Origin of the sequence: Actinopolyspora sabaoui (genome assembly GCF_051225635.1) — a bacterium.
Taxonomy (GTDB): domain Bacteria; phylum Actinomycetota; class Actinomycetes; order Mycobacteriales; family Pseudonocardiaceae; genus Actinopolyspora.
In genome coordinates this window covers 85,345-102,266 of the sequence record NZ_JBMIHH010000005.1, presented here as the reverse complement: position 1 = coordinate 102,266, position 16,922 = coordinate 85,345, and the positions used below count along the sequence as shown (strand labels likewise).

15 protein-coding genes and 1 riboswitch are annotated in these 16,922 nt (G+C 68.2%); of the genes, 9 read left to right on the top strand and 6 right to left on the bottom strand.

The features are described 5' to 3' along the window. Positions 1-2 precede the first annotated feature (2 nt). The 3 genes from ACOQFL_RS10505 to ACOQFL_RS10495 all read right to left on the bottom strand — a co-directional run bounded on the left by ACOQFL_RS10505 (position 3) and on the right by ACOQFL_RS10495 (position 3,728). Complete coding sequence (locus ACOQFL_RS10505) at positions 3-1,154, bottom strand: alkaline phosphatase family protein (protein ID WP_435543942.1); 1,152 nt, start codon at positions 1,152-1,154, stop codon at positions 3-5. Positions 1,155-1,353: 199 nt separating this feature from the next. Then, on the bottom strand, positions 1,354-2,496 hold the full coding sequence (locus tag ACOQFL_RS10500) for an acyl-CoA dehydrogenase family protein (protein WP_435543941.1): 1,143 nt from the start codon (positions 2,494-2,496) through the stop codon (positions 1,354-1,356). Positions 2,497-2,561: 65 nt separating this feature from the next. Then, positions 2,562-3,728 (bottom strand): CaiB/BaiF CoA transferase family protein, encoded by a 1,167-nt coding sequence (locus ACOQFL_RS10495; protein WP_435543940.1) that lies wholly within the window; start codon positions 3,726-3,728, stop codon positions 2,562-2,564. A gap of 110 nt (positions 3,729-3,838) precedes the next feature. On the opposite strand from ACOQFL_RS10495, the gene ACOQFL_RS10490 reads away from it, so the two are divergent. Further along, positions 3,839-4,570 (top strand): MerR family transcriptional regulator, encoded by a 732-nt coding sequence (locus ACOQFL_RS10490; RefSeq protein WP_435543939.1) that lies wholly within the window; start codon positions 3,839-3,841, stop codon positions 4,568-4,570. A gap of 228 nt (positions 4,571-4,798) precedes the next feature. Beyond that, complete coding sequence (locus tag ACOQFL_RS10485) at positions 4,799-5,248, top strand: SSI family serine proteinase inhibitor (protein ID WP_435543938.1); 450 nt, start codon at positions 4,799-4,801, stop codon at positions 5,246-5,248. Positions 5,249-5,755: 507 nt separating this feature from the next. Here ACOQFL_RS10485 and ACOQFL_RS10480 read toward each other — a convergent pair. Together ACOQFL_RS10480 and gcvH are read right to left on the bottom strand one after the other, a co-directional pair. Then, positions 5,756-7,111 carry an L-serine ammonia-lyase gene (locus ACOQFL_RS10480; RefSeq protein ID WP_435543937.1) on the bottom strand — a complete coding sequence of 452 codons (1,356 nt, stop codon included), beginning with the start codon at positions 7,109-7,111 and terminating at the stop codon, positions 5,756-5,758. 85 nt (positions 7,112-7,196) lie between these two features. Further along, complete coding sequence (gene gcvH / locus ACOQFL_RS10475) at positions 7,197-7,568, bottom strand: glycine cleavage system protein GcvH (protein WP_435543936.1); 372 nt, start codon at positions 7,566-7,568, stop codon at positions 7,197-7,199. 239 nt (positions 7,569-7,807) lie between these two features. Further along, a riboswitch (glycine riboswitch) is annotated at positions 7,808-7,922 on the bottom strand. Positions 7,923-8,166: 244 nt separating this feature from the next. Here gcvH and ACOQFL_RS10470 point away from each other — a divergent pair. From ACOQFL_RS10470 to ACOQFL_RS10445, 6 genes are all read left to right on the top strand, one after another. Continuing rightward, positions 8,167-9,789, top strand: coding sequence for a PucR family transcriptional regulator (locus ACOQFL_RS10470; RefSeq protein WP_435543935.1), 1,623 nt, complete (start codon positions 8,167-8,169; stop codon positions 9,787-9,789). A 219-nt stretch (positions 9,790-10,008) separates the two neighbouring features. Continuing rightward, positions 10,009-11,127: an alanine dehydrogenase gene (gene ald / locus ACOQFL_RS10465; RefSeq protein ID WP_435543934.1), complete on the top strand. Its 1,119-nt coding sequence runs from the start codon at positions 10,009-10,011 to the stop codon at positions 11,125-11,127. Positions 11,128-11,488: 361 nt separating this feature from the next. After that, positions 11,489-12,223 carry a hypothetical protein gene (locus tag ACOQFL_RS10460; protein WP_435543933.1) on the top strand — a complete coding sequence of 245 codons (735 nt, stop codon included), beginning with the start codon at positions 11,489-11,491 and terminating at the stop codon, positions 12,221-12,223. Positions 12,224-12,447: 224 nt separating this feature from the next. Beyond that, positions 12,448-13,809 (top strand): ABC transporter ATP-binding protein, encoded by a 1,362-nt coding sequence (locus ACOQFL_RS10455; protein WP_435543932.1) that lies wholly within the window; start codon positions 12,448-12,450, stop codon positions 13,807-13,809. Next, positions 13,806-14,666 carry an ABC transporter permease gene (locus ACOQFL_RS10450; protein ID WP_435543931.1) on the top strand — a complete coding sequence of 287 codons (861 nt, stop codon included), beginning with the start codon at positions 13,806-13,808 and terminating at the stop codon, positions 14,664-14,666. Before ACOQFL_RS10455 ends, ACOQFL_RS10450 begins: the two co-directional genes overlap by 4 nt. 205 nt (positions 14,667-14,871) lie before the next feature. Continuing rightward, complete coding sequence (locus tag ACOQFL_RS10445; RefSeq protein WP_435543930.1) at positions 14,872-15,840, top strand: alpha/beta hydrolase; 969 nt, start codon at positions 14,872-14,874, stop codon at positions 15,838-15,840. A 127-nt stretch (positions 15,841-15,967) separates the two neighbouring features. Here the strand turns inward: ACOQFL_RS10445 and ACOQFL_RS10440 are convergent, their stop codons facing one another. Continuing rightward, entirely contained in the window at positions 15,968-16,603 is a 636-nt protein-coding gene (locus ACOQFL_RS10440) for a TetR/AcrR family transcriptional regulator (RefSeq protein WP_435543929.1), read from the bottom strand. A gap of 68 nt (positions 16,604-16,671) precedes the next feature. Here ACOQFL_RS10440 and ACOQFL_RS10435 point away from each other — a divergent pair, with 68 nt between their 5' ends. Beyond that, positions 16,672-16,875: a hypothetical protein gene (locus ACOQFL_RS10435; protein WP_435543928.1), complete on the top strand. Its 204-nt coding sequence runs from the start codon at positions 16,672-16,674 to the stop codon at positions 16,873-16,875. The last annotated feature ends 47 nt before the right edge of the window (positions 16,876-16,922 follow it).

The following is a 16,922-nucleotide window of genomic DNA, read 5'->3' as shown; positions in this document are numbered from 1 at the left end:
AATCACCCTCGTGCGACCAGCAGTGGAATGTACTGCTCGTCGGCGGTGAGCGAGCCGTGCTGCCCGAGCAGTGCGGCGGCGTGGGGCTCGGCCGACGAGCGGATCACTCCATTGTGGCGCGCTACAGCGATCACGTCACCTATTCTGGCCCGAACTCCCTCGGATATCACCGGTCCGAACCAGCCGGCCGCGATCGCCTCCTCCGCGGTGAGCACCGCCGCGTCCGAACCGAGCCTGCTCCGCCACGCGGCAAGCACGTCCTCGGTGGCGCCGGGCTCGGTGTAGACATGCCGCACACGCACCTCGCCGCCGACCAGCCGAACTCCCTCGGAAAGCTCGGGATCGGTGTCGGCGTCCGGCGAGCTGCCCGGTTCGAAGGGGACCATGCCGTGATCGGCCACCACCACCAGCTGGGTCCCCGAGGGGAGCCGTTCCGCGATCGACTCGACCAGTCGATCCACCTGGCGCAGGTGCATTCGCCACGGCTGCGATCCCGGCCCGTGAACGTGACCGAGCATGTCCAGCTGCCCGTGATAGCCGTAGCACAGTACGGGCGGCGGTGCTTCCACAGCCGCGAGCAGCTGAGCGGCGAGATCACCGAGAGCGTGGACGCCTCGCAGTTCGCCGCCGCGTAGTGCTGCCCTGGTCAGCCCGGTTCCCGCGAACTCGGCGGGCACGGCGAGCCGGGTGTCGACCCCTGCCGCCACGGCACGCTGCGGCACGGTTTCCTTCGGTTGGACCGTCTCGGGAGGCCAGGTGTCGAGCAGGCTCGTGTCCTTGCCGGAACTGTCCCGCCTGGTCCAGGACAACGGCCGCAGCAGCGCACCGTCGGGTTCGGCGAAGGAGTAACCGACCACGCCGTGTTCACCCGAGCAACAGCCGGTCCCGAGAGAGGCGATGCTGGTGGCGGTGGTGGTGGGGAAACCGGCCGCACCGGGTCTGGCGGTGTCCAGTTCGGCCAGTATCGGAGCGTCGGCGGCGTACTCGCGCAGCAGCCGCCAACCGAGACCGTCGACGAGCAGCACCGCGGCCGAGGAGCACTCGGACAGTCCCATCCGGTCGGTAAAGCCCGGCGTTCCCATCGCGCCCAGTGCCGAGGGCAGCGTGTCCGCCAGCTGCCACTCGGCCGCGTCCGGGGCGACGATCCATTCCATGACCGAACCTCCGTCGGTGCCTGCTCACGAGTCGGTTTGCCGATCGACGGGCTCCGCACCCACACGGCTCGGGTGCCGGGAACCGAAATCTCGGTTACAGCCTCTCACCGAGGCGTTCCGTGGTGCTACGGCCGACGGTGGTGTTCTTCGGCGCACCCGCGAGGTCGATCTCTCGCGATAGCGCCCGCGCGGCGGGCACTCAGATGTCCAGCTGCCTCCCCACGATCTCCTTCATGATCTCGGTGGTGCCGCCGTAGATGGTCTGCACCCGGCTGTCGAGAAACGCCTTGGCGATGGGGTACTCGAGCATGTAGCCGTAGCCACCGTGCAGCTGCAGGCACCTGTCCACCACGCGCTTGTTCATCTCGGTGACCCACCACTTGGCCATGGCGGCGTTCTCGATGCTGAGCTCGCCCTTGAGGTGTTCGCGGACGCAGCGATCGACGAAGACCTGGCCGATCTCCACTTCGGTGGCCATCTCGGCCAGTTCGAAACGGGTGTTCTGGAACTTGCCGATGGGCCTGCCGAACGCGGTGCGCTCCCGACAGTAGTCCTTGGTCATCTCCAGGGCCTTGGCCGCGCCCGCGGCCGAGGCGACCGCGATGGAGAGCCGTTCCTGGGGCAGGTTCTGCATCAGGTAGATGAAGCCCTGGCCCTCCTCGCCCAGCAGGTTCGTGGCGGGCACGCGCACGTCGTTGAAGAACAGTTCGGCGGTGTCCTGCGACTTCTGGCCGATCTTCTCCAGGTTGCGCCCGCGCTGGAAGCCGGGCCGATCGCTCTCCACGACCAGCAGGCTGATGCCCTCGTGTCCGGCGTCGGGATCGGTGCGGGCGACCACGATCACCAGGTCGGCGTTGATGCCGTTGCTGATGAAGGTCTTCTGCCCGTTGATCACGAACTCGTCGCCGTCCCGCGTCGCCGTGGTACGGATGCCCTGCAGGTCGCTCCCCGCCTCGGGCTCGGTCATGGCGATGGCGGTCACGGTCTCACCGCTGCAGAATCCGGGCAGCCAGCGACTCTTCTGCTCCTCGGTGGCCAGTTTGTTCAGGTAGGGCACGTTGATGTCGTTGTGCACGGGGGCGCCGAACCCGGTGACCCCGGCTGCGATCAGTTCCTCGTCGAGGACGATGTTGAACCGGAAGTCGTCGATGCCTCCCCCGCCGAAGCGCTCCTCGACGGCCGTGCCGAGCAGTCCCTGCGCACCGGCCTTGCGCCAGGCGTCCTTGCTGACCACACCGGCCTCTTCCCACTCCTGCTGGTGCGGCACCAGTTCCTTGGTGACGAAGGTCCGGCAAGTCTCGCGGAACGCCTCGTGCTCCGCTTCGAACAGTTCCCTGCGCATTGGCCTCACGTTCCTTTCACTGTGCGGGAACTCGTGCCGGTTCCCGCCGGGGGTCGGTCGACGGATCAGGAGGGCTCGTCGAGTTCGCCGTGCACGGCGCCGGAGGACAACAGGCCGTCGTGGTCTGCCACCCGCCATTCCCGGAGTACCCGCCCGCTGTGGGCTCCCGAATCCGCGACGGGACCGGGCGCGGGGTTGGGGGTGTGCGAGAACCGCGGTGCGGGGGCGGGCTGCACCACTCCCTCGGATTCGACGAGGGTCTTCCTGGCGAGCACGTGCGGATGGCGGGCCGACTCGGTCATCGACAGCACCGGGCTCACGCAGGCGTCGGTGCCGTCGAAGATCTCGGTCCAGTGCTGTCTGGTGCCGCTCGCGAACGCCTCGGTGAGCCGCTCGCGGATCTCCGGCCAGTTGGCGGGATCGTCCCGGTCGGGCAGCTCACCGGACAGGCCCAGCCCCACCAGCAGTTGCTCGTAGAACTGCGGTTCGAGCGCGCCGACCGCCATGTACTCTCCGTCGGAGGTGGCGTAGACGTCGTAGAACGGCGCTCCACCGTCCAGCAGGTTGCTGCCGCGTCGGGTGTTCCATCCGCCGGTGGCGAGCATGCCGTGCAACAGAGTGGCCAGATGCGCCGATCCGTCCACTATGGACGCATCGACCACTTGGCCGCCGCCGCCCGCGCGGGCACGCAGCTGGGCAGCGAGCACTCCCACGGCCAGGTACATCGCACCACCACCGAAGTCACCGAGCAGGTTCACCGGAACGCGGGGCGGCCCGTCCGCGTCGCCGATGGTGTGCAGTACCCCGCTGAGCGCGATGTAGTCGATGTCGTGGCCCGCTGTTTCGGCCAGCGGACCGTCCTGTCCCCACCCGGTCATGCGGCCGTAGACGAGATCGGGATTGCGCTCGAAACAGGGGTCGGGCCCCACGCCGAGCCGCTCGGCGACGCCGGGGCGGAAGCCCTCGAGCAGGATCTCGGCGCGTTCCGCCAGTGCCAGCACCGTCTCGGAACCGCGTTCGTGCTTGAGATCGACCCGCACTGACCGCTTGCCCCGGTTGAGTAGGTCCTCCTTGCCGCTGCCTCCCACGGGACGCTCGACGCGGACCACGTCGGCCCCCAGGTCCGCCAGCAGCATGGCACAGAAGGGCGCGGGACCGAGTCCGGCGAGTTCGACGACCCGCACTCCGGCCAGTGGCCCCGCCCCGACGGCTCGCTCATCCGATCGCGCCACTGGCGCACACTCCCTCGTTCTCGCCGGAAGGTGATCGCGGCCACCCCAAATTCGACGGAGTTAGTGTTACATTCCTGGTGTCACATTGGTCAAGTAGTATCCTGCTGGACATGCTCCGAACAGCCGACGAAGAGCTCACGATCGACGAGCTGGCAGCCAGGGCGGGCGTGACCGTGCGTACGGTGCGCTTCTACGCGTCACGCGGTCTGCTGCCACCACCTCGCCTGCGCGGTCGCGTCGGGTTGTACGGGGCGGATCACCTGGCCCGGCTGGACCTGATCCGGGAGCTGCAGAACCTCGGCTTCACGCTGACGGCCATCGAGGGGCATCTGGAGCGGATTCCCGAGGACGCTCCGCCGGAGGAGCTGGCGCTGCAACGCGCGTTGCTGGCTCCCTGGACGAGCGATCAGGCCGAGGAGATCGATCGGGAGGAACTGGACCGGCGCGCCGGTCGGGCCCTTTCCGACGAGGAGATCGAGCAGCTGCTGACGCTGGGCATCCTGGAACGGATCACCGAGGAGACGGCCGACAACGCCGAAAGGCTTCGCCTGACCAGCGCGTCCATGCTCAACGTGGGATTACAGATCACCGAACTGCGGCTGCCGCGGGAAATGTTGCTGCAGGCCAAACACATCGTGGAACAGCACACCTCGCAGATGGCGAGCGAACTGCGCGAACTGTTCGCGGCCAACGTGTTGCGTCCCTACGTGGAGCGGGGACGACCCGAATCCGAGCGGGAACGGGTCAGGAGCGCGGCCGACCAGCTGCGTCCGCTCACCATTCAGGTACTGGTCAACGGCTTCCAGCGTGCGGTCAACGACGTCATCCGCGATCATGTCTGACCGGGGTCTCGGCACCGCTTCCTCCTGGTGTCCACCCGGCACGGACCTCGCCGCTCGCTGAGCCGACTCGTTGTCGTGCGTGTACGACGCGAATTCGCGACACACGCTGCTTCCACGATCGGAGGAAACTCGATCCGGTGATAGTGCCCCGTGATTGCGGCGCGGGGCTACTCCAACCGGGTAAGCATTTCCCGAGGCGATCCCCTATCGACACGGAGGAAGCACAACATGAGCTTTTCCGGACCGCTCGGCCGTACTCTGATCACCGCCTGCGCGGCCGTCGCGGGCATGCTGTTGCCGTTGGCACCGCACACGGGCGCCGAACGGGCTGCCGCGGCGAGCGCGACCTCGTCGGATGAGGTTCAGCGGGCGGTCAGCGTACTCAGTCTTCGAGTCGTACCGAGCAACCGCGCGGAACGGACGCGATCGGCAACCCTGCGCTGCGAACCGACCGGCGGAACTCACCCCCGGGCCGAGGAGGCGTGCGAGCAACTGACGAACAGTGAGGGCGAGTTCGGCGCACTCCAGGAGGAGCGGAATCCGATGTGTCCGCTGGTGTACCGCCCGGTCACCGTCCAAGCCACCGGGATGTGGCGGAACCAGGCCGTCGACCACCGCGAGACGTTCTCCAACAAGTGCGAAATGCGGGCCAAGACCGGTAAGGTCTTCGAATTCTGAGGGAGCATCCGGTTCGCCCGGTACGCGTCGCGGTGCTGGTAGCGCAACCTCTCGCACGAGTCCCACTGCTTCGCCGGGCCGGTCACTCCGGCACGGTGGCCGGGTAGCCGGCACGTGAGTCGGCACCTCGGGAGCGTTGGGCCGCCCTTGAGTAGCGACCTACGCGGCGGAGCGTCCCCCGGGGATGAAAATTTCGTGGGAAATTGACGCTCCGGTGCGGGGGAGGTAGCCCGGATGGGCGTCAATTTCCCGCGAAATCATCGGGCCGGAGCGGCGATGCGCCTCGGCCTCCGTCAATTTCCCGCGAAATCGCCGGGCCGCTTCGGCGCAAGGCCGCACTCCGACCCCCTTCGCAATCGGCACCGCAGCGGGTTCTCCCGTGCGGCTCTCGCGAGGACAGTCCCGACGTTGTGTAGGTCGCTACCCGATGTCGGGGCGCCCACAGCGAGAGCCGTGCGAGAGGTTCCGCCACGGAAGCTCCTACGGAGGCAACTGCGACAGAGGCCGTCAACACTCGATGACGTTCACCGCGAGCCCACCGCGCGCGGTTTCCTTGTACTTGTCCTTCATGTCCTCGCCGGTGGCGCGCATCGTCTTGATGACCTTGTCCAGCGAGACGAAGTGACTGCCGTTACCGCGCAGCGCCATCCTGGCAGCGGTGATCGCCTTGACCGAGGCCACGGCGTTGCGCTCGATGCAGGGAATCTGCACCAACCCGCCGATCGGGTCGCAGGTGAGACCGAGGTTGTGTTCCATGGCGATCTCGGCGGCGTTCTCCACCTGAGCAGGGGTGCCACCGAGCACTTCGGCCAGTCCGGCAGCGGCCATGGAACAAGCCGAGCCCACCTCGCCCTGGCAACCGACCTCGGCACCGGAGATCGAGGCGTTCTCCTTGAACAGCACCCCCACCGCGCCCGCGGCGAGCAGGAACCTGGCCACCCCGTTCCCGTCCGCACCGGGCAGGAACCGCATGTAGTAGTGCAGCACGGCCGGAACGATGCCCGCGGCACCGTTGGTCGGCGCGGTCACGACCCGACCACCGGCGGCGTTCTCCTCGTTGACCGCCAGCGCGTAGACCGTTACCCACTCCATCGGATCGTCGGTGTCGCCGAGTTTGGCGCGCAGTTCGGCGGCGCGTCGCTCGACCCGCAGGCCACCCGGCAGGGAGCCCTCGCTGTTGCAACCGTTGTGCACGCACTCGCGCATGGCGTGCCAGATCGACAGCAGCTCGTCGTGCACCCGCTGTTCGTCACGCCAGACCAGTTCGTTGGCGAGCATGAGCTCGCTGACCGAGTAACCGGTCACGGCACAGTGCTCCAACAGCTCGGCCCCGGTGCGGAACCGGTGGGGCAGTTCGGTGGTGTCCTGTTTGATCCGGTCGGTGCCCGCGGCTTCCTCGTCCACGACGAAACCGCCGCCGACGGAGTAGTACACCGCCCCGCACAGTTGCTCCCCCGACTCGCCGACCGCGGTGAACCGCATTCCGTTGGGGTGCACCGGGAGTGTCTCGCGCCGATACAGCACGAGGTCGTCGTCGTAGTCGAATCGGATTCCGTTGGTGCCGTTCAGCAGCAACCGGCCGGTCGATCGGATCTCGTCGACCCTGCCGGAAACCGCGATCGGATCGACCGATTCCGGTAGGTGGCCCTCCAGACCGAGCAGCACCGCTTTGGGGCTGCCGTGCCCGTGTCCGGTCGCGCCGAGCGAGCCGAACAGTTCGGCCCGCACCCTTGCGACGCGTGGCAGCAGGCCCTGTTCACCCAGCCGCGCCACGAACCGCGCGGCGGCGCGCATGGGTCCCACGGTGTGCGAACTGGAGGGACCGATCCCCACCGAGAAAAGATCGAAGACACTGATCGCCATTGATCGTCTCTTCTTCGTACGTAAGGTGTGGTTCGCCTGCCCCGCCACCTCGTCGTGGCGGGGCCTCAATCAGCGGCGGCGGAGGTCACTCACCCGTGAGTTCGGCGTACTGCCCGGCGTCCAGCAGCGGACCGTACTCGCTGACGCGCAGTTCCAGCAGCCAGCCATCGCCGAACGGGTCGTCGTTGATCTTGGCCGGGTCGTCGACAACGGTCTCGTTGACCGAGACGACCTCGCCGGTGGCGGGGGCGTAGAGATCGCTGACCGACTTGGTGGACTCCAGCTCACCGCAGGCCTCACCCGCGGTGATCTGCTTACCCACCTCGGGCAGGTCGACGTAGACGATGTCGCCGAGCGCGTTGGCCGCGTAGGGGGTGACCCCGACACGCACGACGTCGCCGCGCTCGGCCAGCCACTCGTGCTCCTGGGTGTACTTGAGGTCCGTGGGCAGACTCATGGGGGAGGCTCCATTGCTGTCGTTTGGACACCGGTACCCGATGTCCCGTCGTGGGCCGTCGGGTACGAGCATTCTCGCGTGCCGCGACTCCACCCGGCCGGGCGGCATGCCGCGAACACCGGAGTCCGCGTACTTGGTGGCCTCCCCCTCTGTTGCGGAACCTGAGAGCTTCACCGCGACGTCGCGGTTTGCACCGTGGGTGCGCGCGCCTTCGTCTCGGCGGCGCTTTCCAGAGTTGCCTCGATCGGACGGTACGGATGCCTGAGAGTTTACGGGGAGTTTTGCTCCTTCGGCGCCCGTTCGGTGACACCGTGTACACGGTGCTCACCCACGGGACTCTCCCGCCCGGTGTCGTGGGCCGATATGCGATTGTCGCTGTGTTCGGCAACGATAACCCGAGGGGTGGGCGTATCCAACCCCGGATATCGCGAAGCCGCGACCACTACCGGCGAATCGGGCGCCGAAGCTCGCGCGGTGTGCTCACGATCACTACCGGAAGCGGTCACGGGCCTCGCACGGGTGGCCGGAACCCGGCACCGGAGCGCTCGGGGAATCGAACCGGAGAAATTCCCTTCTGATCCCGACCCCGGGAGGGGCGATGGTCGACGTACGGGGCCTGGTCGAGCGAGTCGGCCCCACCCTGCTGCGTCCGGTGGTGGTGCCGGAGAACACCGGCGGTGTCGGGGACGTGGTCATCGCCGAGCCCGAGGATCCCGGTGGGATCGGAACGGCCGACGTGGTGCTCGGCGTGGGGATCACCGACCGGGCGGAGGCCGTGGAGCTGGTGCGCGAGTGCGGTGCGCGGGAGGCGGCGGCCGTGCTGCTGAAACCGCCGGTGTGCACCGAGGACTCGGTTATCTCGGAAGCCGAGAGAGCGGGGCTCGCGCTGATCGAGGTCCGGCGGGGCGCGGCGTGGGCACAGCTGGTGTGGTTGCTGCGGAGTGCGCTGGCCGGAACGGACCAGGGCGCGGCCGTGGGCACTCCGCAGCAGGGCGGCTCGGCGGGGCTGGGTAGCTCGGCAGGACTGGGCAGCTCGGCGGGGCTGGGCGATCTGTTCCGGCTGGCGGACGCGGTGGCCGAGGTGGTCGACGCCCCGGTGACCATCGAGGACGCGCATTCGCAGGTGCTGGCCTACTCCGCGCGGCAGGACGTGACCGATCCCGCCCGGGTTTCCACGATCATGGGCCGTAGGCAGCCCGACGATGTGCTGGCCAAGTTCCGGGCCCGGGGCACGTTCCGGCAGCTGAGCCGCGGTGGTTCCGCCGTCTACGTCCCGGAGCAGCCGGACGGCACCCTGCCCCGGCTGGTGGTGCCGATCCGGATGGGCGGTGAACTGCTCGGGTCGATGTGGGCCGTGGTCACCGGCGAAGTGTCCGAGCAGCGCGCCTCGGCGTTCGCCGACACCGCCGCGCTGGTGGCGCTGCAACTGCTCCGCTGGCGGGTGATGACCGACTCGGAGCGGCAGCGTTCGGCCGGGCTGGTGCGGTCACTGCTGGAAGGTGCCGAGGGGTGGCGGGCGGCTGCCAACGAGTTGGGGATACGTGCCGAACCACATCGGGTGGTGGCGATCGACGTGCGTGCCAGCGACGGCACCGACGAGGGGCACCGGCTCGCGATGTGGGAGTGGATCACCCGGGGGATCGGGCGTGGGCCGATGGTCGCCGAGTCGGGTGGGGTGCTGTACGCGGTGGTGCCCGACCGCTCCGGCACGGGTGGCTGGCCCGCGCTGCGGGAGGCGTTGCTGGCGCACATCCACGAGATGGACGCGGCCGATCCGCGGCCGCTGGTGGCGGTGGGAACCGCCACCCCGGTGGCGGAGCTGCCGGAATCCCGCGGCAGCGCGGACGAGGTGTTGGCGCTGCTGCGCACGGGCATGGTGGAACGCGAGATCGCGGTCCACGAACAGCTCTGGCACTCCCTGGTGCTGGCGAGGACCGCCGGTGTCGCGGGCGACGCCGGGGTGGGGTCGCTCGGCCCGCTGCAGCGGCTGCGCGACCACGACCACGGTCAGGGGACCGAGTACCTGCGCACGCTGCACGCCTGGCTGCGTCACCCCGGTGACCCGCGCGCGGCGAGCCGGGAACTGCGGGTGCACCCGAACACCTTCCGGTACCGGATGAAGCGGGTGGGGGCGCTGTTGGAGGTGGACCTCGACGACGCGGACGTGCGCTCGGCACTGCTGGTGCAGTTGCTGGCCGAGCGGTGGAACCCACACGGCTGACTGTTGTGCCGACAGCACAAGAGCACCGGTGCGATCTCATTGTGCGGGAATGATGCGGCCGGACCGGTGACGGAGCATCGTGGTGCGCGACAGCGTTGCTCCCTCCCTCCCGCACACCGGGGCGGACGGACGGCGCGGTGCGGAGAACGCCCCCGGCACACCCGCCGGTTCGGTGATCACCCGAACGGAATCGAACACCACCCTCGGAAGGAAACCGCAGTGAAGATCGCCGTACCCCGTGAGATCAAGAACAACGAGTACCGCGTCGCGCTCACACCAGCGGGGGTGCACGAGTTCGTCGGCAGAGGCCACGAGGTGTTCGTGGAGGCGAACGCGGGCGAGGGCTCGTCCATCCCCGACGAGGAGTTCCTCGCGGCGGGGGCGAAGGTTCTTCCCGGCGCCGACGAGGTGTGGTCCGAGGGTGAACTGGTGCTCAAGGTCAAGGAACCGATCGAGGAGGAGTACCCGCGACTGCGGCGGGACCAGGTGCTGTTCACCTACCTGCACCTGGCGGCTTCGGGTGGACTCACCAACGCGCTGCTGGACTCCGGGGTCACCGGCATCGCTTACGAGACGGTGCAGACCGCCGACGGTGCGCTGCCGCTGCTGGCGCCGATGAGCGAGGTGGCCGGTCGACTGGCTCCGCAGGTGGGGGCCTACTCGCTGATGCGTCCGAGCGGCGGGCGAGGCATGCTGCCCGGCGGGGTTCCCGGTGTTCACCCGGCCCGGGTCGTGGTGATCGGCGGCGGCGTCGCGGGGCTGAACGCCGCGCGGGTCGCGCTCGGCATGGGCGCGGATGTGGAACTGTTGGACACCAATGTGGACAAACTGCGTGAGATCGACCGGGACTTCGACGGACGTATCCGCACGGTCACCTCGAACCGCTACAGCGTCGAGCAGGCGGTTCGCGCGGCCGACCTGATCATCGGTGCGGTGCTGATCCCCGGGGCGAAGGCGCCGAAGCTGGTATCCAACGAACTCGTGGCGCAGCTCAAACCGGGCAGCGTGCTGGTGGACATCGCCATCGACCAGGGCGGGTGCTTCGCGGACTCGCACCCCACCACGCACGACGACCCGACCTACCGGGTGCACGACTCGGTGTTCTACTGCGTGGCCAACATGCCGGGGGCGGTGCCGAACACCTCGACCCACGCACTGACCAACGTGACGCTGCCCTACGCGCTGCGGATCGCGGAGCGGGGCTGGCGGCAGGCCTGCCGCGAGGACGAGGCGCTGGCCTCGGGGTTGAACACCCACGACGGCACGCTGGTCAACGAACCCGTCGCCGCCGCGCACGGCCTGTCGCACGAGACCGTGGTGAGTGTACTCGGAGCGTGACGGCCGAGTCGCCTGATCGGGGGACCGGGCGGACGAAGCGCCACAGCGGAAGAAACGGGGCCTCTCTCGCGTGAGGGAGGCCCCGTTTCGTTCGAGGCGGCCTGCTCAACCAGCCTGGGGGTCACCGGGAGCTGGCCGCCAATTACCAGTGTAGAACACCGATGCCGGGTTACCGAAGCCCTGCGGCCGGATATTCAGCTGATTTTCTTCTCACTGCGCTACCGGCCTTCAGTCGCTTTTAACACGAAAGTGTGATGAAGCGAGCAAAACCTGAAGTTCTTACGGGTGAACGTCGATGGTCCAGTCAGGTGCGGTACCACTCCACCGCTCCCACGCAACGAGTAAGCTCGGGAGGATCCGTATGGAGATCGGGACTCGTCGGCCGACCCGTCCGAACAACCCCACGACGACGCTGGGTGGCGATCTGGGCGAAACCACCGTCGAGCAGTCGCGGCCCGCTGCCGAGAATCCCCTGGACGGCTTCGAGGGCATCACCGCGGCAGACGATCACGAGTCCTTACAGCGACAGCTCGACCGGCTGGAGCAGCTGGCCGACGAGGGCCCCGCGGAGGCGGTGCTACCGCTGGCCCGCTCGGAGCTGCACCGGTTGACGGAAGGACTGCGCGGCCTGCTGACGGAGCACGGTCCCGACGAGAACGGGCGGTGCCCCGTCTGTCCGGGCGGACTGCGTGCACGCCGCTGGCCGTGTGAGGTCTGGGTCACCGCGCACGCCCAACTCATCGGCGAAGATCCCGACCCGGTCGGCAGCGCCAACCGCTCCAAGCTGGCCCGGCTCCGCGAGAAGGCTCCCCGCAACCCCTTCGGGCAACATCGCTCCTCGCGCACTCCGAGAATCCCGGTGGTCAGCACGGCCGTCGTCTCCGGGGGTGCTCGCGGCCCCGGCGACTGGGACACGGGCGAATTCACGCTTCCGGATCCGACGAGCGCGCCGGATCGCAACGCGCAGGCCAACGAGGCGCCAGCCAACGAGATCACCGAGGAACTGCCCGCCGTGCCTCCCGTCGGCGGTCACCTGGAGACCGACCGGAACCGGATACACCGCGCGGGGATAGCTCCCAGGGAGGATCCCGGCTGACTTCCGGAGGACCGAGCACAGTTCCACAGCGGGATTTCCCACCCGTTCCGGCCGGAGTGGGAGCCGACACGAAAGATCTTCGCGGACACCGGGACCGGTCCGGCCACGCATGAGGCAGGATTGGGTGCAGCGTCCAACGATCAGCCGCGGGTTCGTTCCGTGGTGACCGCGCGGCGCCGCACGGACCGCGAGGATCGGGGTGTCCCCGTGAACTGGAGGAACGAGTGCACGACGGCAGCGGCCGCATCCTGGTGCAACAGCTGCACAAAAGCTTCGGGCCACTGACGGCGGTCCAGAACCTCGATTTCGCGGTCGAGCCCGGTTCGGTGACCGGTTTCCTGGGGCCCAACGGCTCGGGCAAGACCACCACACTGCGCATGCTCCTGGGGTTGATGAAACCGACCTCCGGTGCCGCCTACATCGAGGGCGTTCCGTTCACCAGGCTCCGGAACCCCGCGAGGGTGGTGGGAGCGGTGCTGGACTCGCAGTCCTTTCACCCCGGACACACCGCACGTGGCCATCTGCGCTGCTACACAGCGGCCCTGGAGCTACCGGACGAGCAGGCCGACCAGGTGTTGGAACTGGTGGGGCTCGGCAACGCGGCGCGTCGCAAGACCAAGGGATTCTCGCTGGGCATGCGGCAACGGCTGGCGCTCGCCACCGCACTGCTGGGAGATCCCCGGATCCTGGTGCTCGACGAGCCCGCCAACGGGATGGATCCGGAGGGCATCGCCTGGCTGCGGGGCTTCCTGAAGGCCTACGCCTCCACCGGGCGCACCGTGCTGGTCTCCAGCCACCTGCTCCGCGAGATGGAGCACACCGTGGATCACGTGGTGATAGTCAGCCGTGGACAGTCGGTCTACAACGGCAGCCTGGAACAGCTGCGCGCGGGCAGGCAGTCCCGGGTGCTGGTTCGCGTGTCGGATCCGATGACGCTGAGCTCGATGCTGCGGGAGAACGGTGTGAGCACGGAGTACCTGCGGGACGGCAGGCTCGCGGTCACGGGCACGGACACCCGCGGCATCGCCGACCTGGCGTTACGCGCGGGAGTGGCGATCCAGGAGTTGCAGGAGGCCTCCGGCGATCTGGAACAGCTGTTCTTCCAGCTCACCGAGGGACAGTTCACCGGTTCCCAGCAGCCGTTCGGCCCCGGGCAGCAGCCCGCTCCCGGCACGACCGAACACCAGCAGTGGCAACCCCTGCAACCCCAACCCCTGCAACCCCAGCCGGTCCAACAACAGCCGATCCCCCAACATCCGGCGCAGCAGCCGCCGCCACAGCAGGGCCAGCCGCAACAGCCGTTCCAGCAGCCACCGCAACAGTGGCAGCAGCCCCCACAACCGCCGTCCCAACAGCCTCCGGGCCAACAGCCTCCGGGCCAACAGTTTCCGCCGGAATCGGCGGCACCGAGCCCGTGGGCGCCGGGCAACACCGGGCAACGGTTCTCAGAGAGTTCCCCACCCGAATCGAGCCCACCCGGCTTGGGGAGTGGCTACCGCTCCCGAGCCGAAGAGCCGGAGCCGGAACGGCGCGAGGCCGAGCACTCCCGCGCCGACGAGGACACGCAGGGGGGTGAGAACCGGTGAAGGGACTGATCAGAGCCGAGTTCCGCAAGATGCTGCCCACGCCGCTGTGGTGGGCACTGCTGATACCGGTGGCACCGTGGAGTCTGCTGGTCGCCTGGTACGGCACGGCGATCGGCCAGGTGGAGATGCTCCAGGAGATCACCGGACGGGCGCTGCCCACCGGGCTGCTGGCGATGTCGCTGGCCACGAACTACAGCACGATCTTCGCCGCCCTGCTGGGAGCGTTGATCATGACCCGGGAGTCGTGGAACAAGACCATCACGACCACTTTCCTCACCGCGAACCCGCGCAGCTCGGTGCTGGGCGCGAAGCTGGTGCTGTGCCTGGCGCTGTCGGTGGTCTACGGGCTCGTCAACGCCGTCTTCGGGCTGCTGGGCGGCTATCTGGGCGGCTCGCTGGGCAACGCCACGGGCGGTGTGGGCGGCCTGGAGCAGTGGCTGATCATCGGCGGCGCGGGGGTGCTGGCCACTGTGCTGTGGGCACTGCTCGGATTCGGGTTCGGCGCGCTGGTCAACAGCTCCGTGGCTGCCGTGCTGGTGCTGGTGTTCTACAAGTTCATGGTCGACGTGATCGCCTCCATATGGCTCGCGGGCAGCGAGTTCGCCTGGCTGAGCGGTTATCTGCCCGGTGCGGCCTCGAACGGGATCGTGGGCAACCTGGCGGTGCCGATGTTCATCTCGGAGTTCGCGGGGCCACGCGAGTCGATAGTTCCGAAGCAGGCCTTCGAACAGCTGCACGCCGTCTTCGGCGGGGACTACGGCTTCGCCTGGTGGGGCAGCGCGCTGGTGTTCGCGGGCTATGCCGCGCTGTTCTGCGGCGGGGCGATGCTGCTCGTCCGCAACCGCGAGATCAACTGAGCTGATCCGTCCCGCCGAACTGGTCGGCGGGACCGACCGTCCCCCGAGTGGAGGCCCGCGAGGTCGTCCGGCTCCCTCGGGTGGACGAGAAATACATCCGTGTTCGCGATACCCGCGCCGTCCCGTGTCCACGACAATCGGGAAATCGGGGCCGGAGCGTAGCTCTCGCGCTCGACGACACGCACCTCGACGGGAGTCAGCGATCGTGAACGTATCCGAAGCCGAGGACCGCGCCGACACCTTCGTACCGCACGATTATCCTGAGTGGACAGTGTACCTCGGTGAGGTCCGGATGAACTACGCGGTCGCGGGCGAACCGGACTCCCCCGCGCTGCTGCTGATCCCCGGGCAGAGCGAGTCGTGGTGGGGATACGAACCCGTACTCCCGCTACTCGCCGAGCACTTCCGCACCTTCGCGGTGGACCTGCGGGGGCAGGGCCGCTCCACGTGGACACCGGGGCGCTACACCCTCGACAACTTCGGCAACGATCTCGTGCGGTTCATCGACCTCGTCATCGGAGGCCCCACGCTCGTGGCCGGTCACTCCTCGGGAGGCTTGCTCGCGGCGTGGTTGTCCGCGTACGCGAGACCCGGGCAGATCCGCGGGGCCGTCTACGAGGATCCACCGCTGTTCTCCTCGGAGACGGAACCGGCCTGTGGCCAGTCGATCCGGCAGGGGATGGGGCCGGTGTTCGCGGCGTGGCACAAGTGGCTCGGCAACCAGTGGTCGATCGGTGACTGGCACGGATTGCGGCGAGCACTGCCGAACGAACTGCCACCCGTGCTGCTGGAGGGCATGGCGGGAACGCGTCCGAACGAGCCAAAGAGCGACTCCGATACCGGTCCACCGCAGCACCTGCGGGAGTACGACCCGGAGTGGGCGGGGGCCTTCGTGTCCGGCAGCATGACCGCGGGATGCGACCAGGCCACCATGCTCTCGCGGGTGCGCACACCGGTGCTGCTGACCCACCACTTCCGCCGGGTGGACCCGGAGACCGGACAGCTGCTCGGCGCCCTCTCCGACGTGCAGGCGCAGCGGGCCTACCGGCTGATCGAAGCCGCCGGACAACCGATTACCTACCACTCGTCACCCGAGATGCCGCACTCGATGCACGCCACGGACCCCGAGCTGTACGCGCCCACCGTCACCGACTGGGCGACGTCGTTGTCCTGAGGGCGGAGTCTGCCGGCTGTCCTTCGCCGGGGCGCTCGGCATCGGACACCAGCCTGCGCACACCGCTGGACAGACCTGAACGAGCCAGACCTTCAGCTGATCTCTGCCCACCGGGCAGGCCGGTCGGTTACTGAAGACTACCCCGATACGCTGGTTTTCCCAGGTCGTGCAAATGGGTAAGCAACAAGCCCTCGACCCTGGCGGGAGATGTGCGCTCCGGACGAGCGAGAAGGTGCGCGGTGAGTCCGTCGAGCAGCGCGTGAAGCCGTTCGGTCTCGCTCTCGACTTCCCGACTCGCGGCCATGCAACCGAACTCGACCAGACTGTCGAGGGTGTGTCGACACTGCTGACGAACCCCGTCGTCGGCTTCTCGGCGAAGCTCGGCTATGGCAGAATCGTTCGCCGCCTCCGCGACGAATGCCCGGTAGATACGCGCCTCGGTGTGTCGTTCCTCGTCGAGCGGGAGCAACTCCAGCAGTAGCGCCAGCGCCGCCTCCACGACCCGCCCCTCGTGCGCGTCCGCGATCCGGAGTTCCGCACCGGCCGTGATCCGTCGGCCGATCTTGTCGATGAGCTCACGCATGGCGAAACGCCGAAGCTCGTCCTGCGTGGAGAAGAAGTAACGAACCGAGCCCATGGACAGTTCCGCCTCGCGTGCCACACCGCGCACGGAGGCCTCCCGCAGACCGTCGCGCAGGGTGATTCGCCAGACGGCCTGGGCGAGCAGGAAACGGCGCTCCGCGTGATCTATCCGAACCGGCACTCCCACAACCTAGCACAGCTGTGCTAAATTAGCTTTCGTAACACAGCTGTACTAGAAAAAGGTCTGTCATGATCGATGGAACAGCCCCTCGCGGCAGGTGGGCACCCTGGTGGACGTACGTGCCGCTCATCGTGGGTGCGAATCAGCTACGCCAGCTGATACTGCCGTTCGGAACGGTGCCCGAGTGGGCCGATGTCGTGATCGCGGTGCTGGTCGCCGCTGTCTGCTTCGCGCTCATCACACTCGTCTACCGCGCCGGAGCCGATCGCTGATGCCGGTCCCGATCCCGCACACGACGGCACCAACCGGACGAACCGCG